Raw genomic sequence first — 23,585 nt, 5'->3', positions numbered from 1 at the left:
ATATGATTAAGCCATGAAATCATATCAACGTTGGATTTGGCAGCTGCCAGAGTGGCCAGCATTGGCGTTCGACGCGCATCGAATCCAGGCGGCATTGGCGGCCGCAAGAACATCCCAAGGAATTCTTCTTGGCAAAGCCGAGGCGATTGGCCTGGAAGGCTTACAGCCCCACATCCGCGACTCTCTGACACAAGAGGCATTGACCACTTCAGCGATTGAAGGCGAGAAGCTGGACCCCGAAAGTGTTCGTTCATCCGTGGCCCGGCGCTTGGGGCTGGATACGTCTGGTGCCCCCGTGCGCGAAGGCTGGCGCAACATCGAGGGACTGATCGATGTGCTGCAAGACGCCACCCTCAACACCGACGCGCCATTGACGCTGGAGAGGCTGTGCAGTTGGCACGGGGCGCTTTTCCCGACAGGGTTTTCGGGCATGCAGCGCATTGATGTGGGCGAACTGCGCTCTGTGCCCATGGAAATCGTCAGCGGCGCCGTGGGCCACAGCAAGGTGCATTACGCCGCACCACCCGCTGAAGGCCTGGCTAGCCAAGTGGACGCTTTTTTGAAATGGTTCAACCAAACCCAGCCCAAAGTCGGGCCGCAGCCCATGGACGGCTTGGTGCGTGCCGCTGTCTCGCATCTGTGGTTCGAGACGCTGCACCCGTTTGACGATGGCAACGGTCGTCTAGGCCGGGCCATCTTGCAACTGGCACTGGGCCAAGACATGGGCCAGCCCGGACGCATCGTGACGCTGTCCAGGCAAATCGAGTCGTGCAAAGACCAGTATTACCGCGAGCTAGAGCGGGCACAACGCTCCAAAAGCATGGACGTGACGGCTTGGGTCGAATGGATGCTGGAGCAAGTCACGCTGGCCAGTGAGTTCGCCAACCGCACCATCGATTCGGCCATTCAGCGCATTCGGTTTCAGACCCAAATGTCATCGGTCTCGCTCAATGAGCGTCAGCAAAAAACCATGAAGAAGCTGCTGGATGCTGGCCCCAAGGGTTACGAAGGCGGCATGACGACGCGCAAGCACGAGCGGATTGCGCAAACCTCAACACCCACCGCCGCCCGAGACCTCATCGATCTGGAACGGCTGGGGCTGCTCACCCGGTACGGTGATGGTCGATCAACACGGTATTACCCCGCGATGGAAGGCTGGGCCGAGGACGATGCCAAGTTGGGCAAAGCCAGCATGGCAGCCGACAGACCGGTTGATTGAAAGTGGATCTAACTGAGGCCTATGAGCGCAAGCACCATCCGATTGATTTGCCCGACCCCGTAGAAGCCATCAAGTTCCGCATGGACCAAGCGGGGCTTTCAATCAAAGACCTGAAAGCCGAACTGCTGGCCAACCCCGCCGTTCGCCAAGCCTATGACGAACAAGCGCCCGAGAATGAGCTGGCCCATGAACTGATTGCAGCGCGCATGCAAGCCGGCCTGACGCAAGGCGATGTGGCCGCACGCATGGGCACGACCCAAAGCGTGGTGGCACGCATCGAAAGTGGCAGGGGCACGCCATCCATGCGAACAGTCCAACGTTTTGCCAGTGCGGTGGGCGATTCGTTAAACCTAGATCGCTGCGCGCTTGTGCACTGTGCGTTTCGCCTTGCTTGCAGCGGTGCCCTGAGCTTCGACGTATGAATCCAGCAACCGGCGGATCATGCGCTGGTACTGGGTGTGGTGCTTGGTCGCCTCAGACTTGAAAAACTCCACGCTGCTCTTGCTCAGGGCCAGCGTGACTTTCACGCCATCTTCCTTGAACGCCAGCTCGGCAGGTGACGGCAGAAAATCCGCAACCACCTCAACATCGCCCATGGGCTCATCCGTGTAAACGATCTTCTTTTTCATAAATTGCCTTTCCTTTACGCCAATAGCCTGCCCCAATGATTCGAATGACTTTGCGTCTGTAGGTGAAGCGCACCGTCAAGATGCCGCCACCCGCTTTGCCGATGCAGTAAAAACGCTCTTCGGTTTCACTGTGCGCCAAGTCTTTTGCGATCACGCGGTGCGGATCAGCAAATGCCGCCTGCGCGTCCCGGAATGACACCTGATGCTTGGCCTGGTTTTCAGCATCCTTGATGTCATCCCATTCGAATTGAGCTGCAGTCATGATTCATCGTAGCATTAAGCCATAAAAAAAACCATACGTTCGTATGGCTGATATCCTGATTCTGAAACGCAGGCTCAGCGTGGGCACCGTCGATTCGTTTCAGGGCCAAGAGCGCGGCATCTCTGCCATCACCTTGACGCGCAGCAACCCCCAAGGCGAAATCGGCCGAGATTGGCTTCCTGTCTGACATCTGCCGCATGAACGTGGGCGTGACCCGCGCACGGCGCAAGCTGCTGCTGGTGGGCGATTCGTCCACGCTTTGCAGGCATCCGTTTTTTGGGGAGTTGTTGGCTTATGTGAAGGGCGTGGGGGGGCTACCGGACGGCAGTTGAGATGGTCAAACGGATCTGAAGGAAGCCAGACAGACTGGCCTGGTTGAATGCAGACTCGACATCAGATGTTTGAGATACTTCAAGAAATTCACTTCTAATGATGTTTTTCTAAAATATTTCAAACAAATGTCCTGCAGAACTCTTGCCGATGTTTGAAATATTTGAGATAGTTCACTTTAAATGAGAGTTTCTAAAAATATTTCAATCAAAGAGCTGCTGAGCCAACTCGAATGGGACACGCCATACAGTTCCCGCGAGTTGCAGACGCTGGGCTTGGATTCGACGGCTGCGGCCCGTTTGGCCCAGGCAGGCTGGCTCAAAAGATTGGGACGCGGCGTGTACCAAGTGCCCAACGCCAAATTGGACATGAACAAAACACTGGCGCACCTGTCGCTTGAGGTTCCGCAATTGCATGTTGGCGGCAAAACCGCTTTGGCCTGGCGCGGAACACGCCACAACCTCGCCCATCAGGAGCGCTTGAACTTATGGGGCCACAAAGCGGCACGGCTACCCGCATGGTTCACAGAACTGTTCAACGCCAACTACCAGTCAACCCGGATTTTTGACGACGCACTGCCCAAAGGGTTCGGCCTGGCACCCCTACCCGCAGGACACCCCAAAGTGATGGTTTCTGTTCCGGAGAGAGCGTTGCTGGAACTCTTCAGTGACACGGGCAAGCTCCAGTCTCTGGAAGAAACCTTGAACGTCGCTGAAAGCGCTCGGCACCTGCGCCCGGAAGTTATGGACACATTGCTGACCCACACCAAACGTGTCAAGGTGGTGCGACTGGCCAAGGCCTTGGCCGAAAGCCTTGATTTACCTTGGCTTGAGATCGCCAAGAAACACAACGAACGGCTCGGAAGTGCAAGCCGCTGGGTTGCTGTGACCAGGGACAAAAAAATTCTTCACCTCAAAAAATGAACCCCGCCTACGTACAAACGGTCAACCTGCTGCTGGACATCGCACCCGCCGTGTTTCAAACCCCGCGATTTGCGATGAAGGGAGGCACGGCACTGAACTTGTTCGTTCAGGACTTGCCACGACTGTCAGTAGATATCGACGTCGTCTTCATCAACCACCAAGCCGACAGGGACAACGCACTGAAAGAAATCGCCCAAGAGCTGCAGCGCATTGAGGCAGCAATTGCTGCAATGGGTTATGAAACCCGAACCAGGAAAGTCCAAGGGGGTGACGAAGTGAAGCTTGACATCTTCAGCGCAGAAGCTGCAGTCAAGGTTGAAGTGAACTTCGTTTTTCGGGGAACAGTGCTACCGATACAGACACGTTCACTGTCAGAAAAAACACAAGCCCTGTTCTCCAAAAATATCCAGGTTCCAGTCCTCTCCCCCTCTGAACTCTATGGCAGCAAACTGGTCGCAGCGATGGACAGACAGCATCCACGCGATTTTTTCGACGTTCTCAAAATGTACGAAAGCCATGGCTTAACGCAAGAAATTTTGGACTGCTTTGTGGCCTATCTGGCTGGGCACAACAGACCCGTGCACGAGGTCTTGTTTTCCAATGCTCAACCAATGGAAGCGCCTTTCAAGAACGAGTTTGTGGGAATGACTTCAGACCCCATCCACTTGGATGATCTGCTCCAAACCCAACAACGATTGATGGCCGAACTTCCTCGGGCGCTCACGCAAAATCACAGAAATTTCCTTCTGTCGCTGCTGGAAGCCAAACCGGATTGGTCGCTCCTGCCGTTCAAGCATTTGCAAGAATTGCCTGCCATCCAATGGAAACTGCAGAATTTGACCCAACTGAAGTCAAAAAACCCTGCGAAATTCCAGCTTCAACGCGAAGCGCTTGATGAGCGATTCAAACGGCAATAGCCGTTTTTCAATCCATGCTTGTGGATAGCCCTTTGCCTGATCCCTGATGTCTGAGGCCGCCAGTTTCGACCCGTGACAAAACGTCACAGGTTGGCCGCCCTCCGCATTGAGCCGCTGTTTAAGTTTGCGCCAATACCCTGCAACGCAGGCTCAGCGTGGGCACCGTCGATTCGTTTCAGGGCCAAGAGCGCGGCATCTCTGCCATCACCTTGACACGCAGCAACCCCCAAGGCGAGATCGGCTTCCTGTCTGACATCCGCCGCATGAACGTGGGCATGACCCGCGCACGGCGCAAGCTGCTGCTGGTGGGCGATTCGTCCACGCTTTGCAGGCATCCGTTTTTTGTGGAGTTGTTGGATTATGTGAAGGGGGTGGGGGGCTACCGCACAGCCTATGAGTGTCTGTCCTGAATGGTTTAGGTTGCTAACCAGACAAGGTGATGGGCCCTTGATGCGGTATTGCCAAGCGAGTGCAGGATGGGATAGGAAAATCCCATATTCAAGAAGTTCAGTGAGATATCTGATGGACCGGCTGGATTTAGGGTAAGGGCAAGGGTATGGCTGATCCGACAGCTAGTCTGGCAGGGCGGTGAAATGGGCAATTGCCCGTTTTATTAAAGCCTGTAGATCCTCTGAATGCTTTTGATACTCCGGAGAATTGCTAAACGCTTCAAAACAACGATTCCTCGCATCATTTGCATCCGCTGCAAGACCAAGTTCTACCATTGTGCTGAAAAGAGTGTGGTGATCAATATGGCTTAGAGCCGCCTCTAGATTTCCGTTTGGATTTGTCGACAAATAGGCACGAACTAGAAATTTCTCTGGTTTGTCGTAGGGGTAAATGAACACCGAAAATTCATTATCATTCTCGTGAAAATTTGAGTATGCCGAGTCATTTTTGTAGTCACCATCAAAGACTGCACAGAATCCGAGCTTTGCTCTAAGGTGTTTAAAGTTCCGTTGATGCCTTGTGTAGTCATTCTTAACCTGATCAATTGGACCTGAAGGAATCACATTAATTAATCGCTGTGCATGAGACTCGGATTCTGTAATCGCTAAGATTTGCTTAGTGATCAAGAATTGAGCGAGATCGTCCTCGCAATAGAGTTGGACAAGAGGGTGAGCTACCGAGTCCATCTTGCTACTCGCCGCTTGCATCGAAATCCCAGATGAGCATCTCCATTGGTCATTAACGCTCTCAATAAAACGGCGGGATTTTGCATCCACGGCTGAAAAAGCTGTTGGTGAATGCGTGGTAAAAATTATTTGTTTTTTGTCGATCCATGACACTATATGGACGATGTCTAGCACCTTTCTCAAAACAGAAGGATGAATTCCCGCCTCTATTTCCTCAATCAAGATGAGGCTGTTCTTCGGGCTTTCAATTAGATCCTTAAGTAAGTAGATCACCGCCTCCTCACCAGTGGCAGCGTTGTAAGTTGAGTACACCACTCCAGGACGCTCAATGACGAAACAACGTCGATTTAGGTGCCACCCAGCCTCAGAAATCGAGGTGACTGGCGTGTCGAATATGTATGAGAACGCTTGGGCAATGTCTTGCCTGAGTGGAGTGGCTGCTGCTGTGTTTGCTTTTCTAAGTAGTGAGTCCGAAAATGCACGCGCTGGTAGTAAGCGTTCCAAGTCAATGAATCGTACTTCACGACCACGGATTTTTGCATTCGAGCGCTTATTGTCTGAACTCTTTTTTCCGATGCCACTCCATGCACGAGAGGTATGCAGGCGTTTTCCAGTACCTTGAAAAATTCTTGCAGCGTGCCTCCATTCCATTCCATATTGGTAGTCAGCGTTGATAGTTTCATGTGAGGTGAAGGATAGGACATCATTCCATCCATGCTCACGTATACCAATACTTGACGATGTTGCATCTGGACGTAGAAAATTTTCGTGGCTGCATGCCATTAGTAAGAGTAGGCTTGTTTTGCCTGATCTGTTGACTCCGGCAATAGCTGTAATTGGATGAGTGAACTCGATATTGAGATTAACAATATGTCGAAAACGAGTAACGTGAATAGACTGGGTAAACCAAGTAAAACTTTTATTTGGATTATCAAATGTCATTACGTCACACTCCATAAGCTTTTGCTTCGTTGTACGTAGGTTTTGTATCTGCAATGCCACTTTTAACTCCCTATGGTTTTCGTGTTTTTTTGGCTGCTGGCGCGGGCAGCAAGCTGGTGACGCGTTGGTACAGCTCGAACAGGAAGGCCACGCGTTCGGCGTCGGAGGCGTAGGTCTTTTTGCCGCCGCTGGGTTGGTAGGCGGCGTCTACTGCGGCGTCTAGTTTTTGGTGGGCCTTGAGCAGGGCCGGGGGCATGGTCAGTGGGTCGTACAGGTCGGCGAGGGACGCGTCTGCAAATTGGGCGCGGGCGTCGAGCACGCCTTTTGCGGCTTGTTCGATGGCGTTGCGGTGTTTGTCGCTGAGTGCCTCACCTGCGAAGCCGGGCCAAGGGTAGTTGTTGTAGACGATAGTGTTGGAGTACCGGAAATCACTTTTCAGTCGCCCGCAGGTGAAGCGCATGAAGGCGTTGTGCATGGCGCTGGTCATGACGCCGAAGTGAAACAGCGATGCAGATGGAATGATCAAGGTCGCATCGCTGGCGATGGTGGAATGTTCAATAAATCCGATTGGTAAATAGGCTCTTTTCTCCGATGAAACGCGGGGAATCAATAGGTAGCTACCGTATTCCGGCTGACGAATCTCACCAAATAAGGTCGGGGTACCTGCCAGATCTTGCGTGGCTTTTCTTGTGCTGGCCGAACGAAGTGTTTTTACTCTTTGGGTTCTTCATCAATTGCACTGTGATTTTCCCCTTGCTGCAGGACAATCCAGCGATTCACTATTTCCGACTTGAACATGAAAGATAACGCACTGTATGAGCATCTTCTCGGACTGAAGGCCCCATGGTCGGTCAAGAAGGTGGACCTGTCCTTGGCCGACCAGCGCGTGGTGGTTGAAGTGGTCTTGAAGAAAGGCCAGGTCTGGGGCGACCCCACCGATGCCACCAAGAGAGCGCACATCAATGGCTGGACCGAGCGCCAGTGGCGTCACCTGGACACCTGCCAGTTCGAGACCATCATTAAGGCGCGTATTCCCCAACTTAAGTTCAGTGACGGTACGGTCGAAGAACTGACGGTGCCATGGGCACAGCGCTACAGCCGTGTGACCACCTTGATGGCAGCCTTCGTTATCAAGCTGCTTGAGGCCTGTCCCACTACGCAAGCAGTCTGTACGCTGACCCGGTTGTCCTGGAGTACGGTCAATGCCATCATGGTCAGCGCCGTGGAGCGCGGCATGTTGCGACGTACGGAGCAAGAGATTACGTACCTTGGCATAGATGAGAAGAGCTCTGAGAAGGGCCACACCTACGCCAGCATCCTGACCGACATTGACCGCTCGCGCGTACTGGACTTGGTGCCTGAGAGGAAACTGGTGGCGGCCGTGAGCCTGTTGGAGACACTTACTCCAGCGCAACGCGCGTCGGTCAAGGCGGTGGCCATGGACATGTGGCCAGCGTACATGAGTGCAACCAGGCAATGCATGCCGCAGGCAGACATCGTGCATGACAAGTTCCACGTCTCCAAGTACCTCGGTGAGGCGGTGGATGCGGTCAGAAAGCAAGAGCACCGCAAGCTGTCCCAGACAGGTGACTCGCCTTTGAAGGGCAGCAAGTGGGCCTGGTTGAGGAAATACCCAGATGGTCGAAGTGCTGAGGCTGTTTCGTTTCGGGTCTTGAACCAGCTTAACTTGAAGACGAGCAGGGCCTGGCGCATCAAGGAGAACTTCGGCCAGTTCTGGAGCTACAGCTACAAGGGCGCTGCCAAAAGATTCTTCAAAGCCTGGTCGAGCAACGCGATGAGAAGCCGTCTGGCGCCTGTGAAGAAGGTCGTCAAGATGCTGCGCCGCCACGAGGAAGGACTGCTCAACTACAGTCAGCATGGAATTAGCAACGCCTGTGCAGAAGGCTTCAACAGTGCCATCCAACTGATCAAGGCCAATGCCCGAGGGTTTCGTAACTTCACCAATTACCGGGCGAGGATTTTGTTTCATTGTGGCAAGCTGAACTTGGCTATGGCTTGAATAATCACAGTGAATTCAACGAAGCTCCACTCTTTGAACGCGATCCATCACCTGTGGCATCTTCCGCAATGCGGCTGGTGGACAATTTTTGAGCCACAAACACCAGCGCGGAATTTTGTTGATGAACTCTTCAGCACCAAGGAAAGGCCGTATCCAAGGCGCAGCGTCGGGACATTCGATCAGCAGTTGTTCTTTTTCTGGATCTGTGAGGAAAAAATTACCCCCGTCGTTGGCCATGGAGCCAAACACGATCGGTGCAACATTACAGATGGGCGTACGACGAGATGGCAGCACCACGTCTGGTGCATCGACCAGGTATGGGTTGATGTTTTTCACCTCGACTGCCAAAGGCTCACCATTGACGATTGCATATTCATAAATGGTTTTAGGTGTTGAGTTGGTGAGTGAGAAGCCTAGGATGACGCAGTGCACAGCAGCATTGCCGGACGCTTCGTTGCTCCATTTGAATGTGCGATGAGCGAAATTGATCTTTATCCCTTGCGCGATCAACCAGCCCCAAAGTACGCCAACTTGTTCTCCTTGGACGATGCTGTTGGTAGATACAAAACCAACGTTGAGCATTGGATTTGCCTTGGCGTAGTTGGCCGACTTGATGTACCAAGCTGCAACGAAATCCAATACGCCGCCGCTTTCAAGCGGTTGGTATATCGGTGCAACATCGGCTTTTTGTTCTGGTGTTTGGTATTGCTTGCCAAGAAACGGCGGATTGCCCAACACATAACTGCACCGCTCCGCAGGCAGCACCTCGTTCCAGTCCAGCCGCAGCGCGTTGGCGTGGCGGATGCCGGGTGTGCTTTTGAGCGGGATGCGGGCAAAGTACTGGCCAAACTCCACGCTCACGCGCAGGTTCATTTGGTGGTCCACCAGCCACAGGGCCACTTGCGCAATCTGCGCCGGAAACTCTTCGATCTCGATGCCGTAAAACTGGTCCACGTTCACGCCAATCAGGGCGTGCACGTCCACCGTCATCTGGCCTTTGTGGGCGCTCAGTTCGTGGCTGGCACGCAGCACTTTCAGCTCCAGCTCGCGCAGTTCGCGGTAGCTGATGACCAAGAAGTTACCGCACCCACAGGCGGGATCAAAAAACGTCAGTTGCCGCAGCTTTTTGTGAAACTCAAACAGCTTGTTGCGGTGGCCCTTCACGCGTTCAAACTCGGCGTGCAGCTCGTCCAAGAACAGCGGCTTGATGAGCTTGAGGATGTTGGCCTCTGACGTGTAGTGCGCCCCCAGGTTGCGGCGGGCCTTCTCGTCCATGATGCTTTGGAACAGGCTGCCAAAGATGGCGGGGCTGATGGCCGACCAGTCGAGCGCACAGGCGTCCAGCAGGGCTTCGCGCATGGCGGTGCTGAAGTCGGCCATGGGCAGGGTTTCTTCAAACAGTTTGCCGTTGATGTACGCAAACTGGCCCAGTTGCTCGTCGATGTTTTTGCTGCGTTGGCCCTCGTGCGTGTTGAGCACCTGAAACAGTTGCCCCAGGCGCGGCCCCAGGTCCGAGCCGTCGGGCGCGGTGCGTTCTTCGACAAAGTCGCGAAACGATTGCGCGGGCTGAAAGATGCCGGTGTCGTCGGCAAACAGGCAAAACAGCAGGCGCACCAGCAGCACCTCCAGCGCGTGGCCGCTGTAGCCGCTGGCTTTCAGGGCGTCGTGCAGGCGGCCCATGCGTTCGGCGGCCTTGATGTTGACCGGGTCTTCGGCCTGGATGTCTTGCACCTTGTAGCCCGCCAGCAGGCCAAAGAGCTTGACGTGTTTGTGCAGGTGCTGGAGTTCAAACTCCACCGTCTCGTGGGTCTTGCCTGAGGCCAGGCGGCACACCCGAAAGCGGGCAAAGTCGCAGACCACCACCAACTGGGGCAGGTCGCGCTCGGGCAGGTTGTGCAGGTAGCCAATGGCCTGGTCCAGCGCGTCGTCAAGGCTTTTGCCGCGTGACTTGTGCTCCACCAGCAGCACGCCGGGCCAAAACAAATCCACAAAGCCTTGCGCACCGCCGAGCTTTTTGACGTTCAGCTCGAAGGTGGCCACGCGTTTGTTGGTGATGCCAAAGATTTCAAAGAAGTCGATCCAAAAGGGCTTGGCCTGGCTGTCTTCGTTGTAGGCGTCGGCCCAGGTCTTGCTAAAAAGCAATGCCCTGGATTTGATTTCGTTCCAGTTAAGACCCATTTGGTACTCACAAAGTGAGATTGGATCGTAACTGAAAGTTTTTTTATTTTTATAGGTGGTAGCGCTATGGAAGTGACGGCATGCTCATTTCCCGGCCTGAGGGCCGGGGATTCTTGCGGATCAAGCGGCCAAGCGCTCAATCTTGGGGCGCTTGACCTTGCCCGCTTGATAAAGGTCGTGTTGCATCTGCATGCCTGCCCACATTTCGGCACTGGTGCCGAAGGCTTGCGCAAGGCGATAAGCCATGTCGGCAGAGACTCCGGATGCGCCAGACACCACACGCGAGAGCGTGACTCGGTTGACGCCCAGCTTGACGGCGGCCTCGGTGATGGTGATATTGCCCAGATATTCCCGAAGGACTTCCCCTGGGTGCGGGGGGTTGTGCATGCGAGTCATGATGGCCTCAAAAAAGCGTTGCAGGCTATTGTGACGAACTGTGATGATCATTTGTGGCGCTTTGGAGTGTGTAGCGCTTTGCGCTACAACTTGATCAATAAACCGCATCCGTCACGATATCAAGTTTGTTGATGTACAAATCAAGGGTGGCTTGCTGCACCAACTTGCAAAGTTGGCGCGATTATTTATAATCGCGCCAACATGTCAGACTTCAACCATCAACTTTTAACCGCCATTCAGGCTCAGCCGGAGGGTTTATCGCTTGCGCAAGCCAGTGCGGCATGGCCCGATGTGCCGCGCCGCAGCTTGCAAAGGGCCTTGGCGCAAGCGGTGGCTGGTGGTCAAATTGCGCCAATTGGCAAGGCCCGCGCCACCCGATATGTGGCCAATTTAGAAATCGCGCCAAAAGTGTTGGCTTACGCTTTGCCCACTTCCGTGGGTTTGTCAGAGTCGTCCGCTTGGCGCGCCGAAGAGGAACTCTCCACGGGCCAGTGGCCGCTGTCGCCTGACAGCAAAGACATTCGGGCTTATCTGGCCAAGCCCTGGGGCACGCGCCAGGCGGCGGGTTACCAGTCCGAGTTTTTGCAGGCCTACCAACCCAACGCCACGTTTTATTTGCCCCAGCCTGTGCGGGCGCAGTTGCACCGCATGGGCCGCACCGGGCCGGGGCCGCAACCTGCGGGCACTTATGGCCGTGCCGTGCTCGACCGTTTGCTGATCGACTTGTCTTGGGCATCCAGCCATCTGGAGGGCAACACCTATTCGCGCCTGGACACCCGCGCCCTGATCGCGCACGGGCAGCAGGCCCAAGGCCACGGCGTGACCGAAACGCAGATGATCCTGAACCACAAGGCCGCCATCGAGCTGCTGATGGACAACGTGGCCGCGCCGCAGTTCAGCCGCTATTTGTTGATGAACTTGCACAGCGCTTTGTCAGAAAACCTGCTTGAAAGCCCCGAGGACGAAGGCCGTCTGCGCTTGCATCCGGTGCAAATTGGGCAAAGCCCATACCAGCCGCCATCGGGCCAGTCGCTCATTAGCACTTTGCTCGATGAAGCGCTGGCCAAATTCAACGCCATCGAAGACCCATTCGAGCAGTCGTTTTTTGCCATGGTGCACTTGCCGTATTTGCAGCCTTTTGCCGACTGCAACAAGCGCACGTCGCGCCTGCTGGCCAATTGGCCGCTGCTGCGGGCTAATTTGTGCCCGCTGACGTTTTTGGGCGTGTCGCAGGCTTGGTACACCGCCTCGGTGCTGGGCATTTACGAGATGAACCGTGTGGAGCTGCTGCGCGACATGTTCATGTGGGCGTATGAGCGATCGACCAAGGAGTATTTGACGGCCAAGTCCAGCGTGGTCGAGCCCGATGTGCTGCGCTTGACTTACCGCGAGGCCATTCGCCAGATCGTCAAAGACGTGGTGCAAAACCCCGAGCAAGACCCGCTGAAGCGGGTGGCCAGCCAAGTGGATTTGGCCGCGCCTGGCCCGGATCGTGAAAATGTTCGGGCCTTGGTCATGCAAGAGCTGCGCCGTTTGCACGAAGGCGTGTTGGCCCGCTATGGTTTGCGCCCGCAAGAGCTGGAGCGCTGGCGCAGCATTCAGGGTTAAGCCGCTGACTGGCCAATGCCTTTTGCAGGAGAGTAGGGAGGCAGGAGAAACTGGACGGCGGCTGGAGGGAAAAATTGGCCTCAAAGCCGCATGAATACTAGGATTGCGGCTTTTGAATGAAATCCTTGAATTCTGGACAGTTTTGGGAGGTCTGTGGGGATTTTTGATGGAAAAGAGCGGGAAATTGTTTTCAGGGGTGAGTGAAAAATCCCAGTTGATGTGTCTTTGAATTGGGTTTGAAGGAAGTTAGAAGGCCGCTTGTGCGGCCTTTATTTTTGGGCGGCCGCAGTTGCCAAGTGTTCGGCCACGATGCGGGCGGCAATGGATTGGTCGCTGGCCGGAAAACCGATCAAGCGGCGGGCCGGGACGCCCGGATGTGTGACCCGGGAAAATACGCCGCCACCAAACGCCAGCGCTTTTCGGTTTTTTGGGCGGATGGTGTACGAGCCTTTGCCCTCGCCGTGGGTGCCGGTACCGAAGTGGTGCCAGGCGGCTTTGTGGTCGTTGGTGCCGACTCGCAGCTCGCCGCCGGTCACTTGGTAGCTGAAGCGGAGCAAGTCCCCATATTGATAGAGGATGCGGGCAGCTTTGTTGGCCATGATCTTTTGGCCTGCCGCGATGTTTGAGCTGGCCCCGCGTTTTTTGTTGCCGATGCTTGTGACGCGCTGCTGTTTGGCTTCGACCGCACGGTACAGCGTGGACTTGGCCAGCGGTGCCCACGGGTTGCCGTCCGGGTCCAGGCCTTTGGCGTGGCGGTCCTGGTTGGCATTGAGCAGCGACTCGCCCACGCTGGACAAAATGAGGCCGGGTTGGGCGATGGTCTTGCGCAGCGACTTCAAGACGTTGGCGTAGGGTTCAATTTGCAGGTCGATCACATAATGCATACAATCTCCTTGTGGTGGCACCAGACTCGGCTATGCACCGTACTGCACAACGCGGTCACCACACGACGGCCCCTCACGGGGCCGTTTTCTTTTGGTGAATCAGTTTGCCGAGGCGTACTTTGTCCAAGTAGCCCATGGTGTTTGGGGTGAAGGTGGTCGCACCTGTCCAGCCGTTACCGCCCCATTCAAAAATGGCGATCCCAGTCTGTTCTTTGCCATCGACCTCAAAAACTTTGATGTAGCGGCGCTTCAGACGCCACTGGCCGGTGGCCCGGCCTTCGGGTGACCAATCAGGTGCCCAGTGCCACCACACTTCGTCGGGTTCGGCCAGCGCGTAGGCCAGCAGGTTGAGGTCTTCAATGCGTGCGCCTTTGCCCGAAGACGCCAGCCATTTGAACGGGCCGTTTTCTTTGTCGGCCCCAGCCGTAAAAAGCGCCCGGCTCACGGTGATGGGGGTGCCGGTGACGTCTTCAAAGATGGCCCCTTGTGCTTTTGTGGCACCAAGGAGCGCACCCCTGTGCGCGATGGTCTTCGGGGCGTGTGCCACGCCCATCGCCCACGGGGTGGGCTCCTACAAAACCTGTGAATGCTCAGCCTTTCAAACCTTGCAGCATATTCACGGTGTTCACGCCCACCTCTTCCGCTGCGTAGCCGCCTTCAAACGTCAACACCGTGGGCAACCCCAGTTGCGCGGCGGCGAGTCGGTGCGAAAAGCGTGCTTAGAGGCCAGCGGCCAAACCGAGGGCAGGGCGTCGCGCTCGGCATTGGCTGGGTCCTGCGCCACCCAGTCGTCCCAGGCCCGCGCCAAAAAAGCCAGATAGTCCGGCGCATGAACGCGGGCCATGGCGGCGTGCACATCCAGCGCTGCATCGGGGCTCATCAACTGCCCCACCGGGCGACGCTGCAGTTCATCGAGCACATAGCGCAAACGGTCGGGCACTTCATGGCAATCGACCAAGCGGCCCCGGAACATTTCCTGGCGGCCTGCGTGTTGGGCGTGGTGCGTGTTGTGGAAGATTTTCATGAGGGTGATGGGTCAAAGGGTGTTGATCTGCTGCCATGCCACTGGGTCATGAAATCCAGAACTTTCTGGCCATTTTCTTCGTCGCTGAGCATATCCAGGGGCAGTGCGTTGCCCCAGTAGGCATTGGGTTGCTGTAGCCACTTGTAAACGTCGCTCGATCTCATGCCGTTGGCGTTGCTGATTTGCAGCGCCTGCGCGATGCGATCAGGACGCGGATACCAAGAGATGGGCTTGGTGTAAGGGCGTCTGGCGGGGATGACGCGAGGCAGCTCGCAGCTTGCCAACTCATCTTCGGTGATGTGGCTTCGTACCCACAGGGCTTGGTCGTTCAATTCCTGATTGGGGGTGCGTTGGTGATGACGAGTTGGGACCACAAGTCCAATTTTCACGGGGGTTAACGTGTTGATCATCTCCAGCGCAGGCTGGATGTCGGTGTCATTGGTGACGATCACGGCATGGTCAATCTCGCCTAGGATCGCATCTTTGAAGGCGTGCAATGCCAGGCTGACATCGCTCTTTTTTTCTTCAACTTTCCAGATGTTCACTCTTTGACAGTCTCGCGGCCATCGCTCTGGGTTTTGAGGGTCAACGCGTTTGGCGTGGGCCTCGTTCAAGGCGTAGTTGCCTTTGATGATTTCAAGTGAATCTTGGGAGTGCTTGGCAAGAGCCCCCAAGTAGCTTCTTTGGCTGGTGCGACTGTCAGGGTCTTGGGCTACTTTTTCCAGAATTTCGGCGGTGAAATACTTGATGCTCAGATTCTCAAGGTCAAGCCGTAGTTGCACGCCGTTTGACTGGGCTGTGATGGATGGAAGCACCTTGTATTTGAACAACTTCACCAGGTCAAGCCATTTGTGGCTTGTGCCCTTCAGGCAGCCGTAATAGAAGTTGTAGCCGTCGATGTAAACGCGGGTACGAAGCAAAAGGACCCCCTGAAACGAAAAAACCGGCTTTCGCCGGCTTTTTCCCCCGTGCCCCAGATGGTCATGCCACGCTAAGAGCTCGGGTTAGTTGTTGACGAAATTATGCCGCAATTTTTGATGATGTCTTCCTGGGTGTGATCATCCTTTAAAAAATAAACTTATAGTGTATTTTTTATGCTCAATAAGACCAATTTAGAGGTGTTAACGCCCGGTTTGACAGGCGTGGGAATTGCGATCAAATTGGACAGATGATCAGTTGAAGGGGGGCGAGATGCAGACATGGCCAGTACAAGACGCGAAAGAGCGGTTCAGTGAATTTTTGGATGCTTGCCTGCTTGAAGGGCCCCAAATGGTCACGCGGCACGGTACCGAAGCGGCCGTGCTGGTGTCTGTACAAGAGTGGCGGCGGTTGCAGTCGGTTGCGCGGCCTTCCTTAAAAGAACTACTGCTTTCTGACCAGACCCGCGCTAACATGGTTGTTGCGCCACGCGGGCAAGCCAAGCGTCGATCTGTAAAGCCGATGCTGTGACCTTGCCCCCGAAAAACGTACTGCTTAGCTGATGGTTAAAAATCAGTTCAAGGAGAACGAAATGAGTGAAACGAGAAAACGGGCCAAGTACACGCTGGAATTCAAGATGGAGGCGGTCAGGCTGGTCAAAGGCGGACAGGCGGTATCGGTCACGGCCAAAGTGTTGGGCATCCCCAAAGCAAGCTTGGACAACTGGGTCAAGCTCAGTGCCAAGGGCCAACTTAAAGGCGCGGGGGATAAGCCTGTCAGTGCGGAGCAAATGGAGCTGGCCCGCCTTAGAGCGCAATTGGCCCGCGTGACCATGGAGCGCGACATCCTAAAAAAAGCCACGGCGTACTTCGCTCGGGAATCACTGTGAAGTACGCCTGGATAGCCAGCAACAAAGCCCATTGGCCCATCTCCTTGGCCTGCGAAGTGCTTGGCGTGAGCGCCAGCGGCTACTTTGAACATGGCCGACGCAAGAAGTTCCCCAAACCCAGTAAGCCCGGTGCTCACAAACGCATGAGCGACGAAGCACTATTGGCGCACATGCGCGCCATCCATGCAGAAGTCAAAGGGGAATACGGCTGGCCCAAGATGTGGAAGGAATTGGTGGCGCGTGGGCATCGGGTCGGCAAAGAGCGGGTACGCCGCTTGATGCAGTTGCACGGCATCCGTGCCAGGTGCAAACGCAAGTTTGTCGTTACCACGGATAGCAAACACCATCTGCCCATTGCGCCTGACTTGGTCAAACGCAACTTCACCCCGACAGCGCCCAACCAGGTCTGGACGGGCGACATCACCTACATCGCCACGGACGAGGGTTGGTTGTACCTGGCAGCTGTCATTGACCTGTTCAGCCGCCAGGTGGTGGGATGGAGCATGCAGCCGCACATGCAAAGCAGCCTGGTGACAGACGCGTTAAAGATGGCATGGTTCCGGCGTCAGCCAGCGCCAGGCCTGATCTTCCATTCGGACCGAGGCAGCCAATACTGCGGGCATGAGTTCCAGGGCACGCTGGCGGGTTACAAGATGAGAAGCTCCATGAGTCGCAAGGGAAACTGCTGGGACAACGCACCCACGGAGAGTCTGTGGGGCCGACTCAAAGTGGGCAGGCTATACGGGCAGAGGTTTGCAACCCGCAGACAGGCGATGGATGAGGTGATTGACTGGCTGACGTTCTACAACCACCGGCGGTTGCACTCCACGTTGGGCTACGTCAGTCCGATGCAGTTTGAGAAACGCTGGGACGCGGCACAGCGATTGAAGGCCGCATAATAAAGCGGCTAAGAGGTACGTCAAACAGGGGCAGGTTCAAGGTGCAACAAAATCCCCCAACGTTGCCGAATGGCAAAAATCCCGACTACATCGTCAATGGGCAAGTGTTTGATAACTATGCGCCCTCTACAAGCAGTGCGCGAAATGCTGCGTCGGAGATACAAGGCAAAGTTGCCAAAGGACAGACCGAAAATGTAGTCGTCAATTTGTCGGATACGACAATTACGCCTGCTCAGTTGCAAGCGCAACTTACCAGCTATCCAATCCCTGGGCTTAAGCAAGTAGTTGTCATCGACCAAGCTGGCAAGGTTGTTGTTGTTAAGGTGCCGAACTAATATGTCAGTTGATCTATTTTGCTATTCGTCGTTGCCCGTAGTGCATGTGGCAAAGGTGCTTGATTCGTTGATAGCCGAGCATCCTGGCCTCTTCTATTCCAGAACCTCTGCCTGCCAAACTCGATTCATCGTTTACGAAGTGTCTGAGGCCAACGAAGTTCAAAAAGAGATTGCTCTTGAGCATGGTCTTGTTGCAGCTTCTGAATTCATGATCAGTCTTAACGATAAAGGCTCGTCAAACTTGGTTCGGACAGTGTTGGTACTTGTAAGGGCTGCGCTCGGTACTGAAAACGTAATCATCATGTCCGATGGTGTGTTGCGACCCTGACCTGACCTTGCCCCCGAAAAACGTACTGCTTAGCTGATGGTTAAAAATCAGTTCAAGGAGAACGAAATGTGTGAAACGAGAAAACGGGCCAAGTACACGCTGGAATTCAAGATGGAGGCGGTCAGGCTGGTCAAAGGCGGTCAGGCGGTATCGGTCACGGCCAAAGTGTTGGGCATCCCCAAAGCAAGCTTGGACAACTGGGTCAAGCTCAGTGCCAAGGGCCAACTTAAAGGCGCGGGGGATAAGCCTGTCAGTGCGGAGCAAATGGAGCTGGCCCGCCTTAGAGCGCAATTGGCCCGCGTGACCATGGAGCGCGACATCCTAAAAAAAGCCACGGCGTACTTCGCTCGGGAATCACTGTGAAGTACGCCTGGATAGCCAGCAACAAAGCCCATTGGCCCATCTCCTTGGCCTGCGAAGTGCTTGGCGTGAGCGCCAGCGGCTACTTTGAACATGGCCGACGCAAGAAGTTCCCCAAACCCAGTAAGCCCGGTGCTCACAAACGCATGAGCGACGAAGCACTATTGGCGCACATGCGCGCCATCCATGCAGAAGTCAAAGGGGAATACGGCTGGCCCAAGATGTGGAAGGAATTGGTGGCGCGTGGGCATCGGGTCGGCAAAGAGCGGGTACGCCGCTTGATGCAGTTGCACGGCATCCGTGCCAGGTGCAAACGCAAGTTTGTCGTTACCACGGATAGCAAACACCATCTGCCCATTGCGCCTGACTTGGTCAAACGCAACTTCACCCCGACAGCGCCCAACCAGGTCTGGACGGGCGACATCACCTACATCGCCACGGACGAGGGTTGGTTGTACCTGGCAGCTGTCATTGACCTGTTCAGCCGCCAGGTGGTGGGATGGAGCATGCAGCCGCACATGCAAAGCAGCCTGGTGACAGACGCGTTAAAGATGGCATGGTTCCGGCGTCAGCCAGCGCCAGGCCTGATCTTCCATTCGGACCGAGGCAGCCAATACTGCGGGCATGAGTTCCAGGGCACGCTGGCGGGTTACAAGATGAGAAGCTCCATGAGTCGCAAGGGAAACTGCTGGGACAACGCACCCACGGAGAGTCTGTGGGGCCGACTCAAAGTGGGCAGGCTATACGGGCAGAGGTTTGCAACCCGCAGACAGGCGATGGATGAGGTGATTGACTGGCTGACGTTCTACAACCACCGGCGGTTGCACTCCACGTTGGGCTACGTCAGTCCGATGCAGTTTGAGAAACGCTGGGACGCGGCACAGCGATTGAAGGCCGCATAATAAAGCGGCTAAGAGGTACGTCAAACAGGGGCAGGTTCAGGCGCAGGTGCTCGTCGAGCAGCGCATACACATCTGGCCGAGCGGGATCGTCGGGTGCAATGGTCATGGGCATGGCAGGTGGTGTTCTCGCGTTGTGGCTCAACTCGCTTCAGCCAAATTCCCGAAACCCCTTGAGCGCTGGCAGCGGCGCAAAGTTCGCCTCGCGTTTTTGTTGCATGGCGCTGATGGCCTCGCGCACGTTGGCGTTGCTCCAGATCGCGCCTTGCAGCCAGCCCATGTGGCGCAGGCTGTCTTCGGTGCTGTGGTCGCGGGCGTAGTGCAGCACTTGCTTGGTGCCCCAGATGGCCACGGGTGGTTTGCTGGCGATTTCTTTGGCGGCTTGCAGGGCAGCGGCCACGGTGGCTTCGTGGGTGGGCAGCACCTCGTTCACCAGGCCGTGGGCCAGGGCTTTGTCGGCACTCAGGCGCCTGCCGGTGTAGGCCAGTTCTTTGACCAAGGCCATGGGCAGCAGTTTGGGCAGGCGCTGCAAGGTGCCCACGTCGGCCACCATGCCGATGTTGATTTCTTGAATGCAGAAGAACGCATCGGCCGAGGCATAGCGCATGCAGCAGGCGGTGACCATGTCCACCGCGCCGCCAATGCAGCCGCCGTGGATGGCTGCGATCACTGGGATGCGCAGTTCTTCGAGCAAGGTGAAGGTGTGCTGCATGTCGGTCAGCAGGTCATAAACGGCCGAGCGGCCTTCGGCGCTGGTGTCGTCCATCTGGATGGCGCTGCCAAAGGTCTGCAGGTCCATGCCTGCGCTGAAGTGTTTGCCCGTGCTGGAGATGACCAGTGCCCGCGCCGTGCCTGCCCTGTGGATGTCGGTCAGCACCTCGTGCAGTTCGCGCCAAAAGGTCGGGTGCATGGTGTTCATCGCCTCGGGGCGGTTCAGCACCAGGTGGGCAATGTGGTTTTCAGTCGAGAGGGAAAAGCAGCTGAGTTTGTCCATGGTCATTCACTTGAGGGGGGTCTTGGTCGGGTGTTTGACTATAAGCGGCGTCGGGGGTCTGCGCTGTCCCGGCTTTGACCAACGAGCCCACCCGCACCCCCAACAGCCGCAGGCGGCGTGAAAGGTCCACCCGCTTGAGGCATTGGCCTGCGATCAGCCGGATGTGTTTGGCGTCTGCCGTGTATTTGGTCAGGGTCTGGTCTCGCGTCACGGCCTGAAAATTGTCGTACCGCAGCTTGATGCCGATGGTTTTGCCTTCGTAGCCTTTGCGCTGCAAGTCGGCGGCCACTTGCTCGCACAGGCGGGTGAACACCGCACTCAACTCGGCGCGGTCGCGCACGGCGTGCAGGTCGCGCTCAAAGGTGGTTTCGCGGCTCATGCTGACGGGTTCGCTCTCGGTTTCCAGCGGGCGGTCGTCGCGGCCCCAGGCGGCATCAAACAGCCAGGCGCCGTAGCTTTTGCCAAAGTTTTCCACCAGCCAGTGCGGCTCACGCGCCGCCAGCTCGCCAATGGTGTGGATGCCAAAGCCCTTGAGCTTTTCATCGGCCTTGGGGCCCACGCCGTTGATCTTGCGGCAAGCCAGCGGCCAGATCAGGGTTTGCAAATCGGCCTCGTGCACGATGGAGATGCCCTTGGGTTTGTTGAACTCGCTGGCCATTTTGGCGATGAGTTTGTTGGGCGCCACGCCGATGGAGCAGGTCAGGCCCGTGGCCTCAAAAATGCTTTTTTGGATCAAGCGTGCCAGCACCCGCCCGCCTTCGCGCTGGCCGCCGGGCACGTCAGTGAAGTCGATGTAGACCTCGTCCACGCCCCGGTCTTGCATGATGGGGGCGATGTCCAGAATGATGCTTTTGAAGGTGCGCGAAAAGTGCCGATACCGCTCAAAGTCCACCGGCAACAAAAGGGCCTGCGGGCACAACTTGGCGGCTTTCATCAGGCCCATGGCCGAGCCGATGCCGAACTGCCGCGCCGCATAGGTGGCGGTGGTGATCACGCCGCGCCCGGTGTAGCCCTCAAGGCGCGGGAAAAAGTCGACCGGGATGCGGTCCAGCCGCTTGGCAAAGCTCTCTTCGGTCCATTCGCCATCCGGGTAGGCCGCTTGCAGTTTGGCCAGCAGGTCGTCTTCTTTGCGGCGGCCACCACCGATGACCACCGGCAGACCCTTGAGCTGTGGGTAGCGCAGCAGCTCGCAGGACGCGTAAAACGCGTCCATGTCGAGGTGGGCAATGCGGCGGATGGGCGGGGCCACGGCGCTTGAAACGGGTGAATCAGTCACCCGTCAAGCATAGCGCGCCCCCAAGGGGTTTTGCGCTTGCCAAACCCCTGCCGGGCTTGTTTATTGGCCCGTAGGAAAGGTGCCTGGCAGCAAGATGCTTTTGTCCACCGTGTCCATTTGCGTGCGACCGCAAAAGGCCATGGTCAGGTCGAGTTCTTTGTGGATGATTTCCAGCGCTTTGGTCACGCCCGCTTCGCCCATCGCGCCCAGGCCATACAGCATGGAGCGGCCAATGTAGACGCCCTTGGCACCCAAGGCGCGGGCTTTGACCACGTCCTGGCCGCTGCGGATGCCGCCGTCCATGTGCACTTCAATGTTCTGGCCCACGGCATCCACGATGGCGGGCAGGGCTTCGATGCTGGACTGTGCGCCGTCGAGCTGGCGGCCGCCGTGGTTGCTGACGATCAGGGCGTCCGCGCCCGATTGCACCGCCAGGTGGGCATCATCCACGTCCTGAATGCCCTTCAAAATCAGCTTGCCACCCCAGCGTTTTTTGATCCATTCGACATCGCCCCAGTTCAGGCCGGGGTCGAACTGCGAGGCGGTCCACGAAGACAGGCTGCTCATGTCGGCCACGCCTGTGACGTGGCCCACGATGTTGCCAAACTGGCGGCGCGGTGTGCCCAGCATGCCCAAGGCCCAGCGGGGCTTGCTGGCGATGTTGATCATGTTGGCGAGCGTCAGCTTGGGCGGTGCAGACAGGCCGTTTTTCAGGTCCTTGTGGCGTTGACCCAAAATTTGCAAGTCCAGCGTGAGCACCAGCGCGCCGCAGTTGGCGGCTTTGGCGCGGTCAATCAGGCGCTCGATGAAGCCCTTGTCTTTCATCACATAGAGCTGAAACCAAAAGCCTTCACCGGCATGCTGGGCCACGTCTTCGATGGAGCAGATGCTCATGGTGGACAGGGTGAAGGGCACGCCAAACTTTTTGGCCGCGCGGGCGGCCAGGATTTCGCCATCGGCGTGCTGCATGCCCGTCAGGCCCGTGGGCGCAATGGCCACGGGCATGGCGACTTTCTCGCCCACCATGGTGCTGGCGGTGCTGCGGTTTTCCATGTTCACGGCCACGCGCTGGCGCAGCTTGATCTTTTGAAAATCGCTTTCGTTGGCCCGGTAGGTGCTCTCGGTCCAAGAGCCGCTGTCCGCGTAGTCATAAAACATGCGCGGCACGCGCTTTTCGGCCAAAACGCGCAGGTCTTCGATGGTGGTGATCACGGACATTGGGGGGCTCCTGGGTTTTTATCAAGCAGAACTGACCCGCATCGTAGCGGTTGACTTGCTGCCCAGCTTGTGAAACGCGGGACAGTGCAGTTGAAATTTATTCAGGCTCTGCCGCCCACAGCCAAGCCCTGTGACGCTTCAGGGCTCGCTCAGTTGCAGGTGGGCCACGCCGTACATGGGGCCACCGGTCCAGGGTGTCATGCACATTTCGGTCCAGCAAGAGACCCAGCCATAGGCTTCGGCCAATGTGTGCTGCGACAGCAGCTCCAGCCTGGGGTGCAAATGCGCCACATCCAGGGCATTGCGGGCTCCCCACAAAAATTCTGCCCCCGTGCCCGCCACGCTGGGGACCAGGTCGGCATGGCCGATGCCCAGCGGTGTCATGAAGTCGCAAACCAGCTCCGAGCCTTCGGGGGCGTTTTCGCCAATTTCGCGCATCACAGCCTTGACTTGTGTAGGTGTCAGGTACATCAGCACACCCTCGCACACCAGCAGCAAGGGCTGGTGTTTGTCGATATCGTTCAAGGGCAAGCGTTGCCACCAGCCCGGTTGGGTCAGGTCCAGGCTGCCATCGTGGGCCGCCTCGGAATGGCAGCGCAGCAGCGCATGGCGCAGCGTCACCACATCCTCCAGATCCACGTCCAGCCAGCGGTTGTGGCCGTTGTTGAACCACTGAAAATAATCCGACAAGCCGGCCCCCAAGTTGATGCCATGCGCTTGCGGGTAATGTGCAAAAAATGCGGTGCCAATTTTTTTGATGAGCTGGGTGCGCCACAGGACGTTCAAGACCGAAGGGTGGTCCTGTAAAAGCGCCAGGGCTTGCTCCTCCATGTTTTGCAACATTTGCTGGGCCTGGGTGTCGCAGGGGTCCAACCACGGATAAATGGAAGACCCGCGTGCACGGGCCACCAGCGGAATCAGCAAAGTGCTGGGTACTGCGCCCAACAAGGGAGCGGCGTCGAAGTGGACATCTTCTTTCATGCTGAGTCTCCTGTGGGCTG

Annotated in this window: 27 protein-coding genes and 3 pseudogenes; 15 read left to right on the top strand and 15 right to left on the bottom strand. The window is 56.5% G+C overall.

The window, feature by feature from the left end; translation table 11 throughout:
* The first annotated feature begins 13 nt into the window (after window positions 1-13).
* The 3 genes and pseudogenes from HEQ17_RS10145 to HEQ17_RS10135 all read left to right on the top strand — a co-directional run bounded on the left by HEQ17_RS10145 (window position 14) and on the right by HEQ17_RS10135 (window position 1,641).
* On the top strand, window positions 14-1,219 hold the full coding sequence (locus tag HEQ17_RS10145) for a Fic family protein (protein WP_296292633.1): 1,206 nt from the start codon (window positions 14-16) through the stop codon (window positions 1,217-1,219).
* Window positions 1,216-1,335 (top strand): annotated as a pseudogene (locus HEQ17_RS10140) (transcriptional regulator); the annotation flags it as partial. The gene HEQ17_RS10145 and the pseudogene HEQ17_RS10140, both read left to right, overlap by 4 nt.
* Window positions 1,321-1,641, top strand: a complete 321-nt coding sequence (locus HEQ17_RS10135; RefSeq protein WP_296293723.1) for a helix-turn-helix transcriptional regulator — start codon at window positions 1,321-1,323, stop codon at window positions 1,639-1,641. The pseudogene HEQ17_RS10140 and the gene HEQ17_RS10135, both read left to right, overlap by 15 nt.
* Here HEQ17_RS10135 and HEQ17_RS10130 read toward each other — a convergent pair.
* Together HEQ17_RS10130 and HEQ17_RS10125 are read right to left on the bottom strand one after the other, a co-directional pair.
* Entirely contained in the window at window positions 1,570-1,848 is a 279-nt protein-coding gene (locus tag HEQ17_RS10130; protein ID WP_296292632.1) for a hypothetical protein, read from the bottom strand. The two genes, HEQ17_RS10135 and HEQ17_RS10130, sit on opposite strands and share 72 nt — an antisense overlap.
* The gene (locus HEQ17_RS10125; RefSeq protein WP_296292631.1) at window positions 1,820-2,110 is read right to left on the bottom strand and encodes a BrnT family toxin; all 291 of its coding nucleotides are present in this window, start codon (window positions 2,108-2,110) and stop codon (window positions 1,820-1,822) included. Before HEQ17_RS10125 ends, HEQ17_RS10130 begins: the two co-directional genes overlap by 29 nt.
* 43 nt (window positions 2,111-2,153) lie before the next feature.
* Here HEQ17_RS10125 and HEQ17_RS10120 point away from each other — a divergent pair, with 43 nt between their 5' ends.
* The 5 genes from HEQ17_RS10120 to HEQ17_RS10100 all read left to right on the top strand — a co-directional run bounded on the left by HEQ17_RS10120 (window position 2,154) and on the right by HEQ17_RS10100 (window position 4,690).
* Entirely contained in the window at window positions 2,154-2,297 is a 144-nt protein-coding gene (locus HEQ17_RS10120; protein WP_296292630.1) for a hypothetical protein, read from the top strand.
* 10 nt (window positions 2,298-2,307) lie between these two features.
* Window positions 2,308-2,442, top strand: coding sequence for a hypothetical protein (locus HEQ17_RS10115; protein ID WP_296292629.1), 135 nt, complete (start codon window positions 2,308-2,310; stop codon window positions 2,440-2,442).
* 180 nt (window positions 2,443-2,622) lie between these two features.
* The gene (locus HEQ17_RS10110) at window positions 2,623-3,363 is read left to right on the top strand and encodes a type IV toxin-antitoxin system AbiEi family antitoxin domain-containing protein (RefSeq protein WP_296292628.1); all 741 of its coding nucleotides are present in this window, start codon (window positions 2,623-2,625) and stop codon (window positions 3,361-3,363) included.
* Window positions 3,360-4,280: a nucleotidyl transferase AbiEii/AbiGii toxin family protein gene (locus HEQ17_RS10105; protein ID WP_296292627.1), complete on the top strand. Its 921-nt coding sequence runs from the start codon at window positions 3,360-3,362 to the stop codon at window positions 4,278-4,280. The genes HEQ17_RS10110 and HEQ17_RS10105 overlap by 4 nt, the downstream gene beginning before the upstream one ends.
* 137 nt (window positions 4,281-4,417) lie before the next feature.
* Window positions 4,418-4,690, top strand: a complete 273-nt coding sequence (locus HEQ17_RS10100) for a C-terminal helicase domain-containing protein (protein WP_296293722.1) — start codon at window positions 4,418-4,420, stop codon at window positions 4,688-4,690.
* Window positions 4,691-4,852: 162 nt separating this feature from the next.
* Here HEQ17_RS10100 and HEQ17_RS10095 read toward each other — a convergent pair whose 3' ends face one another.
* The 3 genes and pseudogenes from HEQ17_RS10095 to HEQ17_RS16040 form a co-directional block, all read right to left on the bottom strand.
* A complete protein-coding gene (locus tag HEQ17_RS10095; protein ID WP_296292626.1) occupies window positions 4,853-6,358 on the bottom strand; it encodes an AAA family ATPase in 1,506 nt (501 codons plus the stop codon).
* Window positions 6,359-6,428: 70 nt separating this feature from the next.
* Window positions 6,429-6,767, bottom strand: a complete 339-nt coding sequence (locus tag HEQ17_RS10090; protein WP_366938062.1) for a type IIL restriction-modification enzyme MmeI — start codon at window positions 6,765-6,767, stop codon at window positions 6,429-6,431.
* Window positions 6,753-7,073 (bottom strand): annotated as a pseudogene (locus HEQ17_RS16040) (type IIL restriction-modification enzyme MmeI); the annotation flags it as partial. The gene HEQ17_RS10090 and the pseudogene HEQ17_RS16040, both read right to left, overlap by 15 nt.
* An 81-nt stretch (window positions 7,074-7,154) precedes the next feature.
* Between HEQ17_RS16040 and HEQ17_RS10085 the strand changes: the two are divergent.
* The gene (locus tag HEQ17_RS10085) at window positions 7,155-8,378 is read left to right on the top strand and encodes an ISL3 family transposase (protein WP_296292624.1); all 1,224 of its coding nucleotides are present in this window, start codon (window positions 7,155-7,157) and stop codon (window positions 8,376-8,378) included.
* Window positions 8,379-8,393: 15 nt separating this feature from the next.
* Here HEQ17_RS10085 and HEQ17_RS10080 read toward each other — a convergent pair whose 3' ends face one another.
* Both HEQ17_RS10080 and HEQ17_RS10075 read right to left on the bottom strand, forming a co-directional pair.
* A complete protein-coding gene (locus tag HEQ17_RS10080; RefSeq protein ID WP_296292623.1) occupies window positions 8,394-10,556 on the bottom strand; it encodes a DNA methyltransferase in 2,163 nt (720 codons plus the stop codon).
* A 120-nt stretch (window positions 10,557-10,676) separates the two neighbouring features.
* Window positions 10,677-10,952: a HigA family addiction module antitoxin gene (locus tag HEQ17_RS10075; RefSeq protein ID WP_296293721.1), complete on the bottom strand. Its 276-nt coding sequence runs from the start codon at window positions 10,950-10,952 to the stop codon at window positions 10,677-10,679.
* A 201-nt stretch (window positions 10,953-11,153) separates the two neighbouring features.
* Between HEQ17_RS10075 and HEQ17_RS10070 the strand changes: the two genes are divergently transcribed.
* Complete coding sequence (locus HEQ17_RS10070; protein ID WP_296292622.1) at window positions 11,154-12,560, top strand: Fic family protein; 1,407 nt, start codon at window positions 11,154-11,156, stop codon at window positions 12,558-12,560.
* 269 nt (window positions 12,561-12,829) lie between these two features.
* On the opposite strand, the gene HEQ17_RS10065 is transcribed toward HEQ17_RS10070, so the two are convergent.
* From HEQ17_RS10065 to HEQ17_RS10050, 4 genes and pseudogenes are all read right to left on the bottom strand, one after another.
* On the bottom strand, window positions 12,830-13,444 hold the full coding sequence (locus tag HEQ17_RS10065; RefSeq protein WP_296292621.1) for a phage virion morphogenesis protein: 615 nt from the start codon (window positions 13,442-13,444) through the stop codon (window positions 12,830-12,832).
* Between the two features lie 73 nt (window positions 13,445-13,517).
* Entirely contained in the window at window positions 13,518-13,997 is a 480-nt protein-coding gene (locus tag HEQ17_RS10060) for a PBECR2 nuclease fold domain-containing protein (protein ID WP_296292620.1), read from the bottom strand.
* Window positions 13,998-14,171: 174 nt separating this feature from the next.
* Window positions 14,172-14,468 (bottom strand): annotated as a pseudogene (locus HEQ17_RS10055) (histone deacetylase family protein); the annotation flags it as partial.
* Complete coding sequence (locus HEQ17_RS10050) at window positions 14,465-15,388, bottom strand: NYN domain-containing protein (RefSeq protein ID WP_296292619.1); 924 nt, start codon at window positions 15,386-15,388, stop codon at window positions 14,465-14,467. The pseudogene HEQ17_RS10055 and the gene HEQ17_RS10050, both read right to left, overlap by 4 nt.
* Window positions 15,389-15,659: 271 nt before the next feature.
* Here HEQ17_RS10050 and HEQ17_RS10045 point away from each other — a divergent pair, with 271 nt between their 5' ends.
* From HEQ17_RS10045 to HEQ17_RS10025, 5 genes are all read left to right on the top strand, one after another.
* Window positions 15,660-15,917 carry a type II toxin-antitoxin system Phd/YefM family antitoxin gene (locus HEQ17_RS10045; protein WP_296292618.1) on the top strand — a complete coding sequence of 86 codons (258 nt, stop codon included), beginning with the start codon at window positions 15,660-15,662 and terminating at the stop codon, window positions 15,915-15,917.
* Between the two features lie 61 nt (window positions 15,918-15,978).
* A protein-coding gene (locus HEQ17_RS10040) for an IS3 family transposase (RefSeq protein WP_296292617.1) occupies window positions 15,979-17,174 on the top strand; the annotation gives its coding sequence in 2 pieces (ribosomal slippage) (window positions 15,979-16,234 and window positions 16,234-17,174; 1,197 coding nt in all).
* Window positions 17,175-17,215: 41 nt separating this feature from the next.
* Complete coding sequence (locus tag HEQ17_RS10035) at window positions 17,216-17,509, top strand: hypothetical protein (protein WP_296292616.1); 294 nt, start codon at window positions 17,216-17,218, stop codon at window positions 17,507-17,509.
* 1 nt (window position 17,510) lies between these two features.
* Window positions 17,511-17,837: a hypothetical protein gene (locus HEQ17_RS10030; RefSeq protein ID WP_296292615.1), complete on the top strand. Its 327-nt coding sequence runs from the start codon at window positions 17,511-17,513 to the stop codon at window positions 17,835-17,837.
* Between the two features lie 66 nt (window positions 17,838-17,903).
* Window positions 17,904-19,099 (top strand): IS3 family transposase gene (locus HEQ17_RS10025; RefSeq protein WP_296292614.1). Its coding sequence is split into 2 segments (ribosomal slippage): window positions 17,904-18,159 and window positions 18,159-19,099, totalling 1,197 coding nucleotides; the frame shifts between segments, so codons are not numbered across the junction.
* A 148-nt stretch (window positions 19,100-19,247) separates the two neighbouring features.
* On the opposite strand, the gene HEQ17_RS10020 is transcribed toward HEQ17_RS10025, so the two are convergent.
* From HEQ17_RS10020 to HEQ17_RS10005, 4 genes are all read right to left on the bottom strand, one after another.
* Window positions 19,248-20,090, bottom strand: coding sequence for an enoyl-CoA hydratase-related protein (locus HEQ17_RS10020; RefSeq protein ID WP_296292613.1), 843 nt, complete (start codon window positions 20,088-20,090; stop codon window positions 19,248-19,250).
* Window positions 20,056-21,303 carry a DNA polymerase IV gene (locus tag HEQ17_RS10015; RefSeq protein WP_296293720.1) on the bottom strand — a complete coding sequence of 416 codons (1,248 nt, stop codon included), beginning with the start codon at window positions 21,301-21,303 and terminating at the stop codon, window positions 20,056-20,058. The genes HEQ17_RS10020 and HEQ17_RS10015 overlap by 35 nt, the downstream gene beginning before the upstream one ends.
* 123 nt (window positions 21,304-21,426) lie before the next feature.
* Window positions 21,427-22,584, bottom strand: a complete 1,158-nt coding sequence (locus tag HEQ17_RS10010) for an alpha-hydroxy acid oxidase (RefSeq protein ID WP_296292612.1) — start codon at window positions 22,582-22,584, stop codon at window positions 21,427-21,429.
* Between the two features lie 138 nt (window positions 22,585-22,722).
* Entirely contained in the window at window positions 22,723-23,565 is an 843-nt protein-coding gene (locus tag HEQ17_RS10005; protein ID WP_296292611.1) for a class I SAM-dependent methyltransferase, read from the bottom strand.
* Window positions 23,566-23,585: the final 20 nt, after the last annotated feature.

The sequence above is a fragment of the Limnohabitans sp. genome (assembly GCF_023910625.1).
Classification (GTDB): domain Bacteria; phylum Pseudomonadota; class Gammaproteobacteria; order Burkholderiales; family Burkholderiaceae_C; genus Limnohabitans_A.
This window is presented reverse-complemented; position numbering and strand designations above follow the sequence as displayed.